At 64.7% G+C, this 17,276-nt stretch carries 15 protein-coding genes and 1 tRNA gene; 12 read left to right on the forward strand and 4 right to left on the reverse strand.

The features are described from left to right. Positions 1-37 precede the first annotated feature (37 nt). Positions 38-2,104, reverse strand: a complete 2,067-nt coding sequence (locus E4634_RS10895; protein ID WP_135443771.1) for an ATP-binding protein — start codon at positions 2,102-2,104, stop codon at positions 38-40. Positions 2,105-2,114: 10 nt separating this feature from the next. Then, positions 2,115-2,825, reverse strand: a complete 711-nt coding sequence (gene pdsR / locus E4634_RS10900) for a proteobacterial dedicated sortase system response regulator (protein ID WP_135443773.1) — start codon at positions 2,823-2,825, stop codon at positions 2,115-2,117. 167 nt (positions 2,826-2,992) lie between these two features. On the opposite strand from pdsR, the gene E4634_RS10905 reads away from it, so the two are divergent. Both E4634_RS10905 and E4634_RS10910 read left to right on the forward strand, forming a co-directional pair. Beyond that, complete coding sequence (locus E4634_RS10905) at positions 2,993-5,152, forward strand: marine proteobacterial sortase target protein (protein WP_135443775.1); 2,160 nt, start codon at positions 2,993-2,995, stop codon at positions 5,150-5,152. After that, a complete protein-coding gene (locus E4634_RS10910; RefSeq protein ID WP_135443777.1) occupies positions 5,139-5,741 on the forward strand; it encodes a class GN sortase in 603 nt (200 codons plus the stop codon). Before E4634_RS10905 ends, E4634_RS10910 begins: the two co-directional genes overlap by 14 nt. A gap of 32 nt (positions 5,742-5,773) precedes the next feature. Here the strand turns inward: E4634_RS10910 and E4634_RS10915 are convergent, their stop codons facing one another. Beyond that, positions 5,774-6,676: an acyltransferase domain-containing protein gene (locus E4634_RS10915; RefSeq protein ID WP_135443779.1), complete on the reverse strand. Its 903-nt coding sequence runs from the start codon at positions 6,674-6,676 to the stop codon at positions 5,774-5,776. A gap of 309 nt (positions 6,677-6,985) precedes the next feature. On the opposite strand from E4634_RS10915, the gene thrS reads away from it, so the two are divergent. The 10 genes from thrS (at position 6,986) to E4634_RS10965 (ending at position 15,940) form a co-directional block, all read left to right on the forward strand. Further along, complete coding sequence (gene thrS / locus E4634_RS10920; protein ID WP_135443781.1) at positions 6,986-8,908, forward strand: threonine--tRNA ligase; 1,923 nt, start codon at positions 6,986-6,988, stop codon at positions 8,906-8,908. A gap of 48 nt (positions 8,909-8,956) precedes the next feature. After that, positions 8,957-9,454, forward strand: a complete 498-nt coding sequence (gene infC / locus E4634_RS10925; protein WP_434783503.1) for a translation initiation factor IF-3 — start codon at positions 8,957-8,959, stop codon at positions 9,452-9,454. 60 nt (positions 9,455-9,514) lie between these two features. Further along, positions 9,515-9,709 (forward strand): 50S ribosomal protein L35, encoded by a 195-nt coding sequence (rpmI, locus tag E4634_RS10930; RefSeq protein ID WP_135443785.1) that lies wholly within the window; start codon positions 9,515-9,517, stop codon positions 9,707-9,709. 25 nt (positions 9,710-9,734) lie between these two features. Further along, entirely contained in the window at positions 9,735-10,094 is a 360-nt protein-coding gene (gene rplT, locus E4634_RS10935; RefSeq protein WP_135443787.1) for a 50S ribosomal protein L20, read from the forward strand. Positions 10,095-10,331: 237 nt separating this feature from the next. Continuing rightward, positions 10,332-11,345, forward strand: coding sequence for a phenylalanine--tRNA ligase subunit alpha (gene pheS / locus E4634_RS10940; RefSeq protein ID WP_135443789.1), 1,014 nt, complete (start codon positions 10,332-10,334; stop codon positions 11,343-11,345). A gap of 19 nt (positions 11,346-11,364) precedes the next feature. Beyond that, positions 11,365-13,740 carry a phenylalanine--tRNA ligase subunit beta gene (pheT, locus tag E4634_RS10945; RefSeq protein WP_135443791.1) on the forward strand — a complete coding sequence of 792 codons (2,376 nt, stop codon included), beginning with the start codon at positions 11,365-11,367 and terminating at the stop codon, positions 13,738-13,740. A 10-nt stretch (positions 13,741-13,750) separates the two neighbouring features. After that, positions 13,751-14,056 carry an integration host factor subunit alpha gene (gene ihfA / locus E4634_RS10950; protein WP_135443793.1) on the forward strand — a complete coding sequence of 102 codons (306 nt, stop codon included), beginning with the start codon at positions 13,751-13,753 and terminating at the stop codon, positions 14,054-14,056. Then, positions 14,034-14,396, forward strand: coding sequence for a MerR family transcriptional regulator (locus E4634_RS10955; RefSeq protein WP_135443795.1), 363 nt, complete (start codon positions 14,034-14,036; stop codon positions 14,394-14,396). Before ihfA ends, E4634_RS10955 begins: the two co-directional genes overlap by 23 nt. Positions 14,397-14,453: 57 nt before the next feature. Continuing rightward, positions 14,454-14,530, forward strand: a tRNA-Pro gene (locus E4634_RS10960). Positions 14,531-14,866: 336 nt separating this feature from the next. Then, a complete protein-coding gene (locus E4634_RS10965) occupies positions 14,867-15,940 on the forward strand; it encodes a hypothetical protein (protein WP_135443797.1) in 1,074 nt (357 codons plus the stop codon). Positions 15,941-16,043: 103 nt separating this feature from the next. On the opposite strand, the gene E4634_RS10970 is transcribed toward E4634_RS10965, so the two are convergent. Further along, positions 16,044-17,018, reverse strand: a complete 975-nt coding sequence (locus tag E4634_RS10970) for a diguanylate cyclase (protein ID WP_167854858.1) — start codon at positions 17,016-17,018, stop codon at positions 16,044-16,046. Positions 17,019-17,276 lie beyond the last annotated feature (258 nt).

Here is a 17,276-nt window from a genome sequence, read left to right on the forward strand (position 1 = left end):
TTTTTTTTGGTGGGTAACGCCGAGAGAGGGGTCAGAGTCACGACTCTGACCCCGGAGACTCCAGCCGCGGCAACAGCAGCCGAACGATAACCCCGCTGCCATCGGTGCGATTCAGTGCCTGCGCTTCCCCGCCCAGGTACTCGACAATCAGCTTCACGATGTACAACCCCAGGCCCAGGTGAACCTGCTCCTGCGGCTGCTCCCCGCGCACCGACACCATCGCCTCGAACACCCGTCCGCGCAGTGCCTCGGGCAGCACTGGCCCCTGGTTCTCCACCGCCAGCGCCCAGTAGCGCCCCATCGGCCGCAGGGAAAAGGCGATAACACTGCCTTCGGGCGAGAAGGTCACGGCGTTTTCAACCAGTTTGTCCAGCGCCTGTACCACCAGGTCTGCGCAGGCCTGGACCAGCGCCGGTTGTTCCGCCTCCAGGGTGAACTGGCGGGAAGGGCAGATGTCGCGGTAGGTCTGCAGCATCTGTTCCAGCAACTCGCGCAGGTCCAGTGGCGCCAGCGCGCTGCCGCGCACGCTGTCTTCCACGCGGCTGGCCTCGGTCATCGCGGCGAGAATCCGCGTCAGCCGCTGCAGGCCCTCGCGGCTGCGCTGCACGTAGACCAGCCGTTCGCCGACATCCTCCGCCTGTTCCAGGTTGTCGAGGGAGGACTGGATCACCGCCACCGGCGTGCGCAATTCATGGGAGAGCTTGCGCGAGAGCGTGCGCAGGTATTCGTTGTAGGTGTCGAGTTCCGCGAGCAGGCCGGCGTAGCTGCGCGACAGCTCGCCGATCTCGTCGCGCGCGTCGCTGCGCGGAAACTCCGCCAGGTTGATGCGCCCGCGTTCGCTGACCTGTCGCGCGGCGCGGCCCAGCCGGCCGATGCGCCAGGACAGCACGCTGGCGTAACCGAGCAGGCCCAGCGCGGCGATGGCGATGGCCAGCAGGCTGTAGCCGAGCAGGCGGCTGAAGGCGCGGTCGGTCAGTGACAGGTACTGCTCCAATCCCTGGCGCACGACGATGGCGCCTACCGCGCGCCCCTCGACCATTACCGGCGCCGCCGCGGCTAGCACGGTGTGCCGGCCGCCGTCGGTGCGGTACCAGCGGCTGCCGGGCTGTCCGTGCAGGGCCTGTACCAGTTCCGCTGCCTCCAGCCGACCGTGGGCCGATGTCGCTGGCAGGGGCGGATAGTCCTCGCTGTCGAGAATGCGGCGATAGATCCACTGCAACAGCCAGAACGTGTGCTGCTCCCGGGTGGTGACGTTATCAGGGGCGTTGGCTGCGGCGAGTTCCCATTGCCAGGCGTCGTAGGCAAGCAGGGTCTGCCCGGGACCGGCGAAGGCGCGCAGGGCGGCGTCCAGCCCCGGCGGGGGATACAGCAGCCAGGGCGGTGCGCTGGTGTCCAGCGGGTCGATATTGCCCGCGGTGCGGCGCTCACCGTTGCCGACATCGATCACCTCGATGCCCAGACGTCCGCCGGTCATGGCCAGCGGCAGCGCCAGTTCCAGGGTGTAGCCGGATTCGGTGTCCTGCCAGTAACCGGCGATGCGGCTGGCGGCGGCGAAGCGCTGGTGGGCGCCGGCGTGGCGCCCGCGCACATTGCCCGGCGCCGCGGTGGCAATCACGTATTCCTGGCGGCGCCCGTTTTCCCAGGTGCGCAGCAGCACGCGGTCGCCGTTGGCCTCGGGCGAAAGCCCCGGATTGTTATAGACGACCTGGGCGTCGTCTATGGCCAGCAGCAGGTAGAGCTGGCCGTTGCGGGTCATGGCCTGGTAGCGCAGGCGGGTGGGCGGCGTGCCGCTGGCGCTGCTGAAACTACCGCTCCAGCCTTCCGGCCAGCCGTCGGCGTAGCCGTCGACCTGTACCGGGCCCTCGGCTGGCCGTACGTAGAGAGACGTTTCCGGGCTCGCCGGTTCGCGCGTGCGTTGCGGCCAGGGGTAGAGCAGCTCAGGACGCTCACCAAAGCTGGCTGCAACCGCCCGCGCCGTAGCCTCCAGCGCCTGCGCCTGGCCCTTGCGCAGGGTGTGCTCGATCTCCTGCACGAAGCGCACGCCGGCCCAGGGAATGGCCAGCAGCAACAGGCTGACCAGCAGCAGTTGTCGCCGCAGGCTCAAGGGCGAGGTCTCACGTCGCCTGCCCCGTGTCCTGCTCCAGCCAGCGGTAGCCCATGCCGTAGGCGGTCTCGATGGCCTCGAAGCGCTCGTCCACGGCGAGGAACTTGCGGCGGATGCGCTTGATGTGGGAGGTGATGCTGCTGTCGTCGAGCACCACGTTGGCGGCATCCATCAACTGCTGGCGGCTGCGCACGTGGCCGGGGTGGCGGGCCAGGGCGTGGACCATCCAGAACTCGGTCACCGTCAGAGCTACGGCCTGCCCGCTCCAACTCGCGGTCATGCGCTCGGTATTCAGCGCCAGCGCGCCGCGGCTGAACTGGTGCTCGCCGGACTCCGGCGCACGCAGGGCGCGCACCCGGCGCAGCAGGGCGTTGATGCGCGCCAGCATGTGCGCCTGGCTGATGTCCTTGGTCAGGTAGTCGTCGGCGCCCAGGCGCAAGCCGGAGATGATGTCGAGCTCGGAGTCGCGCGCGGTGAGGAAGACGATAGGCAGTTCCGGGGCGCGGCTGCGCAGTTCCCGGCACAGCTCGAAGCCGCCCTCGGCGTCCTCGCCCAGGCCGACATCGATGATCGCGAGATCCGGCAGCTGTTCGCGCAGCGCCGTCGCGGCACTGTCGCGCGCGGCGAAGAGGGAAACGCGAAACCCCTGGCGTTGCAGGGCGTCGCGGTAGTTCTCGGCGAGCGCAGGCTCATCCTCGACGATGGCAATGTGTTGCGGCATTGGGCTGTCTGCGCCGACCGGGTGCGCCCATGGTTCCAGAAACCCCCGGCCGGCTCAAGCGGCTGCCACAATTCGCCACAATTGATCAGCGCTTTGCCCGAATCGTGACGCGGCGATGCCCGATTGTGGCGCTGTAATGCTCCCGACCACAGCCTGGGAGCCAGATCATGTCTTTTGTTTTTCGTACTGCCGGCGCGCGCCGGCCGCGCACCGGGTTAGTCGCCCGGCTTTTCATCGTGTTGTTCTGTTGCGCGTCGGCGGGCTTTGCCGCCGCGCAGGCCGAGGTCGAGGAGGGCGGCGGCGCCATGCGCTGGCGCGATCCCTCCAGCGGCACCTACGCCCCGGCACTCACCCAGTCCTCGCGGGTCGAGCTGGGTATCGCCGGCATGCTCGCCCGGGTGCGCCTGGAGCAGACCTTCCACAACCAGACCGACCAGTGGCAGGAGGGCGTCTACAGCTTCCCGCTGCCGCCGGATGCGGCGGTGCGGCACCTGGAGATGCGCGCCGGTGAACGGGTAATCATCGGCGAGGTGCGCGAGCGCGAGGAGGCGGCGAACGTCTACCGTGAAGCGCGCGCCGCCGGCAAGAAGGCCGCGCTGGTGGAACAGCAGCGGCCCAACCTGTTCACCACGCGCATCGCCAACGTCGCGCCGGGCGAGCAGGTCAGCGTGCGGCTCGAGTACGTGCAACAGGCGCAGTACGCGGGGGGCGAGTTTTCCCTGCGCGTGCCGACGACGCTGACCCCGCGCTACATTCCCGGCGTGCCGTTGGCCGAGATTGCGGCGGAGGAAGAGCTGGCCGAGACAGTACCACTGTCCGTGGATGAGTACTTCGGCTGGGCACGCGCGACCACTGAAGTGCCCGACGCCGCGGCGATCACCCCCCTGCAGTACCGGCAGCCGGGCTCGGACAGCGCCCCCCTCAACCCGGTCAGCTTCGACGTAGACCTCGACGCCGGCATGCCCCTGGCCCGGGTGGAAGCGCTGTACCACCGCATGAACCTGTCACGCGATGGCGAGCGCTACCACCTGGTGCTGGCCGATGGTGTGGCCGAGATGGACCGCGACTTCGAACTGCGCTGGCGCCCGGTCACCGGCGCGACACCGCGCGCGGCCCTGTTCACCGAGGCGGTGGACGGCGAGTACTACGGCCTGCTCATGGTACTGCCGCCGGCACTGGCGGCGGATCAGCAGGTGTTGCCGCGGGAGATGATCTTCGTGGTCGACACCTCCGGCTCTATGGGCGGCGAGCCCATCCGCCAGGCCCAGGCCAGCCTGCAATATGGCCTGGCCCAGCTGCGCCCGGGCGACAGCTTCAACATCATCGCCTTCGAGTCTACCACCCGCGCGCTGTTCAACCGCGCCCAACCGGTGAGCGAAACCTCGACCGCGCGTGCCCGGGCCTTCGTGCAGCGCCTGCAGGCGGGCGGCGGTACCGAGATGTTGCCCGCCCTGCAGCGCGCGCTGTCCCCACAGGGCGTCGCGCGGGCAGAGCCGGAGGAGCGCGGGCAGCGGCTGCGCCAGGTGGTGTTCATCACCGACGGCGCAGTGGGCAACGAGCAGGCATTGTTCGCCGCTATCCAGCGCGAGCTTGGCGACAGCCGCCTGTTTACGGTCGGTATCGGCTCCGCGCCTAACCAATGGTTCATGCAGCGCGCGGCGGATGCCGGTCGCGGGTTCAGCGTGCAGGTGGGGCGTATCGAGGAGGTTGGCGAACGCATGGCATCGCTGTTCGAGCGTATCAGCGCACCGCTGGCCCGCGAGTTGCGCGTGCAGTGGCCGGTGGCGGTAGAGGCCTGGCCGGCACGTGTGCCGGACCTGTACCGCGGTGAGCCGCTGGTGCAGGCGGTGCATTTCGGAAGCACGCCGCCGGCGGGTGAGATCGAGGTGCACGGCAGGCTTGCGGGCCAGGCCTGGCGACAGTCAGTTTCAGTACCGGCCCTGCCCGGGGCGCAGCCGCACAGTGGTGTCGCCAGTGTCTGGGCGCGGCGCAAGATCGCCAACCTGATGGCGCAGCCGGGCGATACGACCTCGGCGCAGGAGACCCGCGCGGCGGTGCTCGAAGTGGCGCTGGCGCACCAGTTGCTGAGTCCCTACACGAGTTTCGTTGCAGTGGAGCAGCAGCTGTCGCGCGACCCGCAGGTGCCATTGCGCGCCGGCGCCGTGCCCAACACCCGGCCGCAGGGCCAGTCCGCCCAGCCGTACGCCTACCCGAACACCGCGACCTCCGCCCGCGCGAAGGTCCTCCTGGCCAGTCTGTTGTTACTGCTCGGCCTGCTGGTCCACGTCATGCGTCAACCGGAGCCGCTGCCCCATGCGGCTGCCTGAGCGCGCCCGGCGCTGGCTGGTCTCCGGCCTGGTGGTGCTCGCCGCGCAGCAGCTGGCCGCGGCGAGCTGGATTCACGTAAAAGCGGCGCTGGCCCAGGTGTTGGTGCGCCATGCCTGGAGTGCCGCGCTGGCGGACGGGCAGCGGCACAAGCCCTGGCCCTGGGCGGATACCTGGCCGGTGGCGCGCCTGCGGGTGCCGCAGTTGGGCATCGACCAGATCGTGCTCGCCGGGGCCAGCGGCAATGCGCTCGCGTTCGGCCCGGGCCTGGACGAGGGTGGCGCGGTGCCGGGCAGTGCCGGTACCGCGGTGATTGGTGGCCACCGCGATACCCACTTCGCCTTCCTGCGCGAGTTGCGCGCCGGCGGTCCGGTACTGCTGCAAACGCCTGATGGGCGCTGGCGCTACTATCGGGTGGCCGAAGCCGCGGTCGTGGATTCCCGGAGCGTCACCGCGGCGCCGCGTCGCGAGGGAGCGCCGGTACTGGAGCTGGTCACCTGTTATCCCTTTGAGGCGTGGCTGCCGGGCGGGCCGCTGCGTTACGTGGTTACCGCGATGCCGCAGCCGGCGCCGCAGCGTGTACATTTATAGCTTGCGATAGTGGGGTGGGGTAGCGGCCGGGATCAGGCGGCGCGCAGCAGCCGGGCGGGGGCTTTCTCCACCCGCGGCATGTCCTGCGAGTCCCGGCTCAACAGGGCCAGCGACTGGCAGGGGCCGATATTGATAAAGCGCTCGACACCGTGCTCGCGCTGCAACTGCGTCATGGCCTGGGTCCAGCGCACCGGCCGCGTGTAGCAGTGGCGCATATCGGCGAGCAGGTCCTCGCAGGTATTCAGGAAGCGCAGTTGTACCGCGGAATAGACCGGACGGTCCGGGTCGCGGCCCGAACTCGCCCACTGGTCCAGGGCGAGGTCGTTCAGGGTGGGTTCGATCAGCGGGGAATGTACCGGGAACGGCACATGCGGACCCTCGCAGGCCCAGCCGCGGCGGCGACAGGCGTCTTCCACCACGCGCAGCGCCAGTTCGGTGCCGCTGATAATGGCGTGGCGTCTCGACATCACCGAGATCGCCAGTCCCATCAATTCGCAATCGCGCTCGAAATCCCGGTCGATGACCCTGCCCGCGGGTGCGCGTACGCTGCAGGTCTGGCCCAGGTGGTGCGGAAAATTAACGGCGTTGTCGTCAAAGTGCCGGCACAGGCGCACTACCTCGGCGAAGGGCAGGGCGCCGGTACAGACATTGCGTGCGAGGTCGCCCAGCGAGCAGCCGACCATCACGTCCGGTTGCATCCCCGCGCTCATCAGGTGGTGGGCGATACCGCACTGGTAGGCACAGGTGATCGCCGCCACTGCGCCATAGGCACCCGCGTCGGCAAGGGTGGCGCAATCCTCCTGCCACTGTCCGGCGAAGCCGCCCTCGCGCAACTGCGCCAGGCGCGCCTGCACCGACGGCAGTTCGGCGTAGCGTTCGCGGTCGCGGCGCCGCAGCGCGCTGTGCAGGCCGGGGAAGAGAAAAGCGGTGCGCATCAGGGGTGGGCCGTGGTCGCCTTGCCGCAGGCGGAACTGCTGGGGGAGGGAGCCACCGCGCAGTAGCGCCCGGTGTTGCAACGCGGCATGTCGATTCTCCGTCGGCGTTTATAGTGTCTTATCGAGGTCCCAGCCTACCACCGCGGGATGCCGCGGGCAGAAAAACCTGCCGGTTTTACGCACTGCGTCACGGTTGTGCTAGAATGCGCGCCCTTTTCACGATCCGGACCCGGGAACGAGCCCCGGAGTTCGATGGAAGCTGACTCACGTGGCCTTTAGTAGGGGTCACCACTGACACAAGGAAAGCTCATGCCCGTCATTACCTTGCCCGACGGCAGCCAGCGCAGTTTCGACCAACCCGTCAGCGTGCACGAGGTTGCCGCGGATATCGGCCCGGGCCTGGCCAAGGCCGCCCTGGGCGGTGTGGTGGACGGCCGCGAGGTCGATACCAGCCACGTCATTGAGGCCGATGCAGCGCTGGCCATTATCACCGAGCGCGACGACGCCGGCCTGGAAATCATCCGCCACTCTACCGCCCACCTGCTGGCCCAGGCCACCCAGCAGTTGTTCCCCGGCGTGCAGGTGACCATCGGCCCGGTCATTGAAGACGGCTTTTATTACGATTTCGCCACCGGCCACAACTTCACTCCGGAGGACCTCGAGAAGATCGAGGAGCGCATGCGCGAGATCGCGCAGCAGGACCTGCCGGTGGAGCGCATCGTCTATTCGCGGGAGAAGGCCATCGAGCTGTTCCGCAACATGGGCGAGCACTACAAGGTACAGATCATCGAGGACCTGCCGGCGGGCGAGGAAATCTCCGTCTACCAGCAGGGCGAGTGGATGGACCTGTGCCGCGGCCCGCACGTGCCCAGCACCGGTAAATTGAAGGCGTTCAAGCTGACCAAGGTGGCCGGCGCCTACTGGCGCGGCGATGCGAAGAACGAGATGCTGCAGCGCGTCTACGGCACCGCCTGGGCCAACCCCAAGGAACTGAAGGCCTACCTGCACCGTATCGCCGAGGCCGAGAAGCGCGACCACCGCAAGATCGGCAAGCACCTGGACCTGTTCCATACCCAGGAAGAGGCCCCGGGCATGGTGTTCTGGCACCCGGCGGGCTGGAGCATCTGGCAGACCATCGAGCAGTACATGCGCGAGCGCCAGCGCGAGCACGGTTACGACGAGATCAAGACGCCGCAGTTGGTGGATCTCTCGCTGTGGGAGCGCTCCGGTCACGCCTCCAAGTTCGGCGACGACATGTTCGCGCTGAAGGCCGAGGACCGCGATTTCGCCATCAAGCCGATGAACTGTCCCTGTCACGTGCAGGTGTTCAACCAGGGCCTGAAGTCCTACCGCGACCTGCCGCTGCGCCTGGCGGAGTTCGGCTCCTGCCACCGCAACGAGCCCTCCGGCTCGCTGCACGGCATCATGCGCGTGCGCGGGTTTACCCAGGACGACGCGCACATCTTCTGCACCGAGGAGCAGATCCAGCCGGAGGTGTCGGCATTTATCGACTTCCTGCACGCGGTCTACGCGGATTTCGGTTTCGATGAGGTCATCTACCGGCTCTCCACCCGCCCCGAGCAGCGCGTCGGCTCCGACGCGGACTGGGACCGGGCGGAGAAGGCCCTGGCGGACGCCCTCGATGCCCAGGACCTGCCCTGGGAAGAGCTGCCCGGGGAGGGCGCCTTCTACGGGCCGAAGATCGAATTCTCGCTGAAAGACTGCATCGGGCGGGTGTGGCAACTGGGCACGATCCAGGTGGATTTCTCCATGCCGGGGCGCCTGGACGCCCAGTATGTGGCGGAGGACGGCTCGCGCCAGGTGCCGGTCATGCTGCACCGCGCGATCCTCGGATCCTTCGAGCGATTCATCGGGATTCTCATCGAGCATTACGAGGGAATCTTCCCCACCTGGCTGGCCCCGACCCAGGCCGTGGTGATGAATATTACGGACAAGCAGGCGGATTACGCCAAAAGTGTGGAAGATTCCTTAAAAAACAAGGGCTTTCGGGTCATTTCGGACTTGAGAAACGAAAAGATCGGCTTTAAAATCCGCGAGCACACTTTACAGAAGGTCCCCTACCTCCTGGTAGTGGGCGATAAAGAGGTGGAATCACAGACACTGGCCGTGCGCGCACGTCGCGGCGAGGACCTGGGCAGCATGGATCTCGAAGCCTTTACCCGGGTGCTCAGCGAGGACGTAGCGCGGCGCGGTCGTATTGCATTGAGTTAACGGAGAATCAGCATTAAGAAAGACACCAAGGGCGCGGCGAAGAAAGCGCTGACCAACGACCAGATCACGTCGGACCCCGTGCGTCTCATTGACGCCGAAGGCCAACAAGTGGGGATCGTGCCCCTTAGCGAGGCCAAGGCGGCGGCGGAAGCCGTCTCGCTGGATCTCGTACTGATTGCTGATTCAGATCCCGCAGTCTGCAAGATCATGGACTACGGGAAACACATCTTTGAGGCGAAGAAGCAGAAGGCTGCTCAGAAGAAGAAGCAGAAGCGGACTCAAGTCAAGGAGATGAAGTTTCGTCCAGGGACGGAAGAGGGAGACTACCAGGTCAAGCTACGCAACCTGACCCGTTTCCTTGAACACGGCGACAAGGCCAAGGTCACCCTGCGTTTTCGCGGGCGTGAAATGGCCCACCAGGAAATCGGCATGGAGCTGCTCAAGCGAGTAGAAGCCGACCTGGCCGAGCTGGGTTCTGTCGAGCAACATCCGAAGATGGAAGGTCGACAGCTCACTATGGTTATCGCCCCCAAGAAGAAGCAATAACGGCACTGTGACGCCTTATTCGCTTCATTGTTATGACTGCTAAATGCGGAGTATTGAGAAATGCCTAAAGCAAAAGTTCACAGCGGCGCAGCCAAGCGGTTCAAGAAGACCGCCGGCGGCTACAAGCGCAAAAGCGCCTACAAGAGTCACATCCTGACCAAGATGACCACCAAGCGGAAGCGTCAGCTGCGTGGAACCTCCATGATTCACAAGAGTGATGAGGTTCTGATCGATCGCATGCTGCGCGCCAAGTAACGGTTAACCGGAAAGGAGAAGACTTATGCCTCGCGTAAAACGTGGTGTGGTTGCACACCGCCGCCACAAGAAAATCATGAAACAGGCCAAGGGCTACTACGGTGCCCGCAGCCGAGTGTTTCGCGTTGCCAAGCAGGCCGTTACCAAGGCCGGGCAGTATGCATACCGTGACCGCCGCCAGCGCAAGCGTCAGTTCCGCTCGCTGTGGATCACCCGTATCAACGCCCAGTCGCGTGCCAACGGCCTGAGCTACAGCCGCCTGATCGACGGCCTGAAGAAGGCCGAGATCGGTCTGGACCGCCGCGTGCTGGCGGACCTGGCCGTACACGACAAGCCGGCTTTTGCCACGATCGTGGAGCAAGCGAAAGCCGCCCTCGCGGCTTAAGCCCAAACCCGCGCTTCGGCCTGTAGTGCGAAGCGGATCGCTGGCGACATGTGAAAAATCGAAAGGGAAAGGGCTCCGCTCTTTCCCTTTTTTTATGGACAGGACGTCCGGTATGCCGCGGAAGCCATGGATGGCGATAGCGGCGAATGTGCAGGATGTACGGTACGTCGCGGAAGCCATAGATGGCGTTAGCGGCGTGGTTGGGGATACGCCCCAGACTGTGAGGAATAGATCTGTATGGAAAACCTCGACGCACTGGCCAGCGAGGCCAGGGCAGCAATCGAAGCCGCGGCCGACGCCGCCGCGCTGGAACAACTGCGCGTGGATTACCTGGGCAAGAAGGGCCAGATCACGGCTCTGCTCAAGGGGCTGGGTAAGCTCTCCCCGGAGGAGCGGCCGGAGGCCGGTGCGCGCATCAACGTGGTCAAGCAGGACCTGCAGGACCTGATCGGCGAGCGCAAGGCGGCCATGGAAAATGCCGCGGTGGCGGAGAAACTGGCGGCCGAGACCATCGACGTGACCCTGCCCGGGCGCGGCCAGTCCACCGGCGGTATCCACCCGGTGACGCGCACCATGGAGCGCATGGAAGACTTCTTCGGCGCCATTGGCTTCGAGGTGGTGGAAGGCCCGGAAATCGAGGACGACTACCACAACTTCGAGGCGCTCAATATTCCGGCGCACCACCCGGCGCGGGCCATGCACGACACCTTCTACGTGGACGAGCACACCGTGCTGCGCACGCACACCTCGCCAGTGCAGGTGCGGGTGATGGAGTCCCGCGAGCCGCCGCTCAAGGTGATCGCCCCCGGTCGCGTCTACCGCTGCGACTCGGACCTGACCCACACGCCCATGTTCCACCAGGTGGAGGGGCTGCTGATCGACGAGCACTCCAGCTTCGCCGACCTCAAGGGCATCATCGCGCAGTTCCTGCGCGTGTTCTTCGAGAAGGAACTGGACGTGCGCTTCCGCCCGTCCTACTTCCCCTTTACCGAACCCTCGGCAGAGGTGGATATCCAGTGCGTGAACTGCGGCGGCTCCGGCTGCCGCGTGTGCAGCCACACCGGCTGGATCGAGGTGCTCGGCTGCGGCATGGTGCACCCGAAAGTCTTCGAGTCCTCGAACATCGACCCGGAGAAATACTCCGGCTTCGCCTTCGGCATGGGCGTCGAGCGCCTTGCCATGCTGCGCTATGGCGTGAACGACCTGCGCCTGTTTTTCGACAACGACCTGCGCTTCCTCGAGCAGTTCTGACCACAGCGAGACCGACACAGTGATTATCAGCGAACAGTGGTTGCGCGAGTGGGTTAACCCCGCGCTTTCAACCGAAGAACTGGCCCACCAGATCACCATGGCGGGCCTGGAAGTGGACGCCCTCGACCCGGTGGCGGGCGAATTCAGCGGCGTCGTCGTGGCCGAGATCATCAGCGCCGAGCAACACCCGGACGCGGACAAGCTGCGCGTGTGCGAAGTGGATGCCGGCGGCGAGCGCGTGCAGATCGTGTGCGGCGCGCCCAATGCCCGCGCCGGCCTGAAAGCACCGCTGGCGACGGTCGGCGGCGTGCTGCCCGGTGACTTCAAGATCAAGAAGGCCAAGCTGCGCGGCGTGGAATCCTTCGGCATGCTCTGCGCCGAAAAAGAACTCGGCCTGTCCGAGGCGGACGCCGGCCTCATGGAGTTGCCGGCGGACGCCCCGGTGGGCGCCGACCTGCGCGAGTACCTGCGCCTGGATGACAACATGATCGAGATCGGCCTCACACCGAACCGGGCGGATTGCCTCGGTGTGTGCGGCATCGCGCGAGAGGTTGGCCTGCTCAACAACATCCACGTGCATGCGCCGGCAATGGAGCCGGTCCCCGCCAGCATCGAAGACAGCTTCCCGGTGGAACTGGTGAACCCCGAGCGCTGCCCGCGGTTTGTCAGCCGCGTGATCCGCGGTATCGACATCACCCGGCCCAGCCCTGCCTGGCTGCAGGAGCGGCTGCGCCGTGTGGGCCTGCGCTCCATCGACGCGGTAGTCGACGTGACCAACTACGTGATGATGGAACTCGGCCAGCCCATGCATGCCTTCGACCTTGGCAAGTTGAGCGGCGGCATCCGCGTGCGCACCGCTATCGCCGGCGAGTCACTGGAGTTGCTGGACGGGCAGACCCTGGAACTGGACGAGCAGACCCTGGTCATCGCCGACCACGACAAGGCCCTGGCCATGGCCGGGATCATGGGCGGGGAGGGCAGTTCGGTCACCGACGCCACCCGCGACCTGTTCCTCGAAGTGGCATTCTTTGCACCCGAGCTGATGGCCGGCCGCGCGCGCAGCTATGGCCTGCACACGGATGCCTCGCACCGCTTCGAGCGCGGCGTGGACAGCACGCTGCAGGTTGCCGCCATGGAGCGCGCCACCGCGTTGCTGCTGGACATCGTCGGCGGCCAGGCCGGCCCGCTGTGCGAGACCGTCTCCCAGAAGCACCTGCCGCAGACCGCGGACGTGTGCCTGCGCGAGGCGCGCATCGAGAAACTGCTGGGCTTTTCCCTCGCTCCCGCCGAGGTCGAGCGTATTCTCGGCGGCCTGGGCATGGGTGTCAGCCGCACCGACGAGGGCTGGCTTTGCAGCGTGCCGAGCTGGCGTTTCGATATCGCCATCGAGGCGGACCTGCTTGAGGAACTGGCCCGTGTGTACGGTTACAACCGCCTGCCGGTGACTACCATCCATGCCGGACTCACGATTCCCGCCCGCGACGAAGCGCGCCTGCCATTGCGCCAGGTGCGCGACCATCTCGCCGCGCGCGGCTACCGCGAGGCGATCACCTACAGCTTCGTCGACCCTAGGCTGCAGCGCCTGTTCGACCCGGGCGTGGAGCCCGTGGCCCTGAACAACCCGATCTCCGCCGACATGTCGGTGATGCGCACCAGCCTGCTGCCGGGCCTGGTGGCGTCGATGCTACGCAATACCAACCGCCAGCAATCGCGGGTGCGGCTGTTCGAGACCGGTCTGCGCTTCCTGCCGGGCGAGGACTGCCTGAAACAGGTGCCGACCCTGGCCATGCTCATCACCGGTCCGCGCCTCGCCGAGGGCTGGACCCACGACACCGACGCGGTCGATTTCTTCGACCTCAAGGGCGACCTCGAGAGCCTGCTGGCGCTGACCCGCGCCGCCGGCAACGTGACTTTTGAGTCCGCCCATCGCGATGCCCTGCACCCCGGGCAGACCGCATTGATCCGCCGCGACCAGGAAGTCGTCGGTTATATCGGCGCGCTGCACCCCGCGGTCTGCCGCGAATTGGACCTGCCCGCCAACGTGCTGGCCTGCGAAATAACGCTGTCTGCTGTCACCCAGGCCGAGTTGCCGGCATTTGCAGAACTCTCGAAATTCCCCGAGGTTCGCCGGGATCTTTCCTTCACTGTCGAAAGGGTGATCCCCGTCACAGAATTGCTCGAAAATGTTCGAGCTTCTGCGGGAACTTACCTCAAGGACTTAACGCTCTTTGATGTCTATGAGGGGAAAGGCATTGATCCTAAACGAAAAAGTGTAGCTTTAGGTTTGACATTCCGGGATTTGTCACGCACTCTTAGCGAACAGGATGTCAATGTGGCCGTGAATCAAGTGATTGATTCGTTGGAGAAAAACTACAAGGCCGAGCTGAGGAACTAGGTGAGGGGACATGCCCGCGCTGACCAAATCCGAAATGGCCGAGCGCCTGTTTGAGGAACTCGGACTCAACAAGCGGGAAGCCAAGGAAATCGTCGAACTCTTCTTTGAGGAGATTCGCTCGTGCCTGGAAAACAACGAACAGGTGAAGCTGTCCGGTTTCGGCAACTTCGACCTGCGCGACAAAAGCCAGCGCCCGGGCCGCAACCCCAAGACCGGGGAGGAAATCCCCATTTCCGCACGCCGGGTGGTGACCTTCCGCCCGGGCCAGAAGCTCAAGGCCAGAGTAGAGGAATATGCTGGAACCGAGCAACAATAACGAACTGCCCGCGATTCCGGGCAAGCGCTACTTCACCATCGGTGAGGTCAGCGAGCTGTGTGCGGTCAAGCCCCACGTACTGCGTTACTGGGAGCAGGAATTCCCCCAGCTGAAACCCGTCAAGCGCCGCGGCAACCGCCGTTACTACCAGCGCGAAGACGTGCTCACCATCCGCCAGATCCGCAGCCTGCTTTACGACCAGGGCTACACCATCGGCGGCGCCCGCCAGCGCATGACGGATGCCGGCAGCAGCGAGGGTGTCACCGAGGTGCAGGCAGTGATTCGCGAGACCATCGAAGAACTCGAAGAACTGCTGAAAACCCTCACTCCCACCAAATAGAGTTTGTCCGCGAGACGGTTTTGAGTATAATGCCGGCCTCGCGAAAGCACGCGTTTTCGGGGCGTAGCGCAGTCTGGTAGCGCACCACACTGGGGGTGTGGTGGTCGTAGGTTCAAATCCTGCCGTCCCGACCAAATCCCAATATCACAAAGCCGCCGTGGCCAAGCCCCGGCGGCTTTTTTGTTGTCGTGAACACCGGGGTCAGAGCCCTTTTTGGTGTTTATTGATGGCTCACGCTTGACGTCAAAAAACGCCAAAAAGGGCTCTGACCCCGACGTTTCCAGTTGTGACGCTCGCGCTCCCTGCTGCATCCAGTCGGGACAACCTGCAGGCATGTTCCGTCGGGAGATACGGGTAGCGCCTGGTAACACATGCTGATCGACCAATTTGCGGATTTTTCCAGTTTTTTGCTTTTCACGTTACTCGCAAGTGCCAGAATAGTGCTCGAAATTTTCGGGTAGGAGCCCCACATGAGCAATGACGTTCTTGATGCGTGTATCGAACAGGTATTGGATCACCCGTCCTTCGCTGAGGTAACGCGAGAATCGCTACTGTCCTGTGAGAGGTTCTGTGACGTACTCCGGGAAGCCAGGCACGAGGACATTCTCGAGTTACAGGAAGCACTCGAGGAAATCGCCCTCGAAACCGACGATCACAACGAGGCAAGCGGCTTCCTGATGATGCTGATCACCCTCGGTGGCGCGGGCGAGGTTGCGACAGGTGGAACCCCGGATTGCACATCGCATGCTGACCCGATGAACACCGCCGCGGCCGCAGCCAAAGGCGAGATTCCGGTCGCCGATGTGGAGCAGTTTCGCGCCTGGGCGTTTACCGTTCCCAGGGAACAGCGAAGTGAAGCCTATCTGGCGGCATTGAACGCACTGACCCGGCGGGTGGGGAAGATCGAAGAGGACGACTATCAGGCTCGCCTCGCGCATCACCAGATCAACGTACTGCTGCACTACATACTGCGTGATGCCCGCGAGATGCTTGAATTCGGCAACTACGCTTTCGACAACGTGAACAGCGACTTTCCCATGCGCGAGCAAATACCCGACCAACTGTGGGAGGCATTCAACCATCGCGACGCCAGTGAAGTCGAGTCGCTGGTCGCTCACTGGTGGGGGCCTGGTTCGGTTCTACCCCAGGATCTGCCGATTGCTCTCGAGTGGCAGCGCGGGGGGCTTATCTCAATTCACAAGGGCAAGAAATACCTGCAGGCCATTGCCGAGTACCTGCTACATTACTGCACGCCGGGCGAAGACGAGGACGACATCCCGCCGCGTCCCAGCCATGGCATAGAGGCGATTGCGCTGGATCCCTTTCTTGCGGATGAACTCTACGAAGCCCTGGCTACACAGGGAGGTTATCGCTGGTTGATCAGCGAGGAAACCGCCCAACGTGTTGCGTATCTCAACGCGATGTTTGAAGCCGGAGCGTTAAATCGCGATCGCATTGTTGCAGCCCTGGATCACGGCATCTCGAAGAAGTGGGACAAGCCTTTACTACCGCGCTACCAGGCACTTCGCGCAGCCCTGGATTGAGGTGCCAGACAAGCACTCCTCACGCTTGCGACGATACGACACCGGGAGGTCGCGCTACAGATTACTGCATGCCGCTGTGCTGGGTACCCCTCACCCATCGCGCTCACACACCCATAAGCGCAGGATGATCCGGGTAGACTTCAGCGACACAGAAGCAATCCCGGCCACTCTGTTTTGCCTGGTACAGCGCCTGGTCGGCGCGACAGATCAGGCTCTTCACCCCTTCGCTGGGAAGCCTGCATGCCACGCCGATGCTGACGGTGAGGCCGGGAAGTCCCTCTTCGTCGACACCACCACTCGGAATTTCTGCCAGACGATCACGGAAGCGCTTGTTGATCTTTCCCGCGATCCAGGTCGCGCCGGTGAGGTCGGTCTCGGGCAGCAGGATGGCGAACTCTTCCCCGCCGTAGCGACACACCTGGTCCATCGGCCGGCCCACCTCTTCGCGCAGCGCGCTGGCGACCAGTTCGAGACACTCGTCGCCAGTGGTGTGTCCATAGGTGTCGTTGACCCGCTTGAAGTTGTCGATGTCCAGCATCAGCAGGCTCATGGAGCGATGGTGGCGTGCGTTGTGCGCGACCTGCGCATTCAACTGTTCCTCGAAGTAGCGTCGGTTGAATGAACAGGTCAGCGGGTCGACGTAGGCCATTCTGGTGAGGTTTTCCGCCTGGCGCTTCAGGATCAACTGGTTGCGGATGCGGTTGAGCAGGGTCGTCTCGTTGATGGGCTTGCGGATAAAATCCTGGCCGCCGGCATTCCAGCACGCCTCCTCCGTGTCGTCACACTCGGCAGAGGTGAGGAATATGATGGGGATGTGCCGGGTGGCGGCTCGCGACTTGAGGTCCTTGCACAGTTCCAGTCCGCTCATGCCATCCTCGGCAAGATTAATGTCCAGCAGGATCAGGTCCGGTGTCTCTTCCAGGCTCTGGATTTGCGCCTGCTCCGCGCTATCCGCCGTAGCCACATGAAAGTGATCTTCCAGCAGTAGCTGGACCAGCAGCTGTGTCGGCACTGCGTCCTCGACAAGGAGAATCCTGCTGTCCCGCAGGTGGCTGTGATCTACTGTCAGTCTCTCCATTTGTTGAGTCGTCCCGGGTCTGGCAATTATCTGAGTTATGAAAATTCCGGGGCTCATGCGGCCGTGGTCCTGGTCTGTGGTCCTGGCCAGAGGTGCGCGCCGGATGTGCCTTCACGAAATTATCGGCCTGCACGCGGGCATCCTTAACGCGGCCTGCCAGCGGTGCAGGCAAATGTGCTGGAGATCACATTCCACGGCCATCTCGGGCCAGATAGAGGGTCCGCTGGCGACGCTGTGCCGGCGGCCGGCACGGGCGGT

Origin of the sequence: Mangrovimicrobium sediminis, assembly GCF_004745945.1 — a bacterium.
Classification (GTDB): domain Bacteria; phylum Pseudomonadota; class Gammaproteobacteria; order Pseudomonadales; family Halieaceae; genus Mangrovimicrobium; species Mangrovimicrobium sediminis.

Excerpts from the sequence above, each read along its gene's own strand:
- E4634_RS10910 (WP_135443777.1), top strand. The coding sequence starts at position 5,139 with ATGCGGCTGCCTGAGCGCGCCCGGCGCTGGCTGGTCTCCGGCCTGGTG.
- E4634_RS10970 (WP_167854858.1), bottom strand. The coding sequence starts at position 17,018 with ATGGAGAGACTGACAGTAGATCACAGCCACCTGCGGGACAGCAGGATT.
- ihfA (WP_135443793.1), top strand. The coding sequence starts at position 13,751 with ATGCCCGCGCTGACCAAATCCGAAATGGCCGAGCGCCTGTTTGAGGAA.
- rpmI (WP_135443785.1), top strand. The coding sequence starts at position 9,515 with ATGCCTAAAGCAAAAGTTCACAGCGGCGCAGCCAAGCGGTTCAAGAAG.
- E4634_RS10915 (WP_135443779.1), bottom strand. The coding sequence starts at position 6,676 with ATGCGCACCGCTTTTCTCTTCCCCGGCCTGCACAGCGCGCTGCGGCGC.
- E4634_RS10905 (WP_135443775.1), top strand. The coding sequence starts at position 2,993 with ATGTCTTTTGTTTTTCGTACTGCCGGCGCGCGCCGGCCGCGCACCGGG.
- E4634_RS10965 (WP_135443797.1), top strand. The coding sequence starts at position 14,867 with ATGAGCAATGACGTTCTTGATGCGTGTATCGAACAGGTATTGGATCAC.
- pdsR (WP_135443773.1), bottom strand. The coding sequence starts at position 2,825 with ATGCCGCAACACATTGCCATCGTCGAGGATGAGCCTGCGCTCGCCGAG.
- thrS (WP_135443781.1), top strand. The coding sequence starts at position 6,986 with ATGCCCGTCATTACCTTGCCCGACGGCAGCCAGCGCAGTTTCGACCAA.
- pheS (WP_135443789.1), top strand. The coding sequence starts at position 10,332 with ATGGAAAACCTCGACGCACTGGCCAGCGAGGCCAGGGCAGCAATCGAA.
- rplT (WP_135443787.1), top strand. The coding sequence starts at position 9,735 with ATGCCTCGCGTAAAACGTGGTGTGGTTGCACACCGCCGCCACAAGAAA.
- E4634_RS10955 (WP_135443795.1), top strand. The coding sequence starts at position 14,034 with ATGCTGGAACCGAGCAACAATAACGAACTGCCCGCGATTCCGGGCAAG.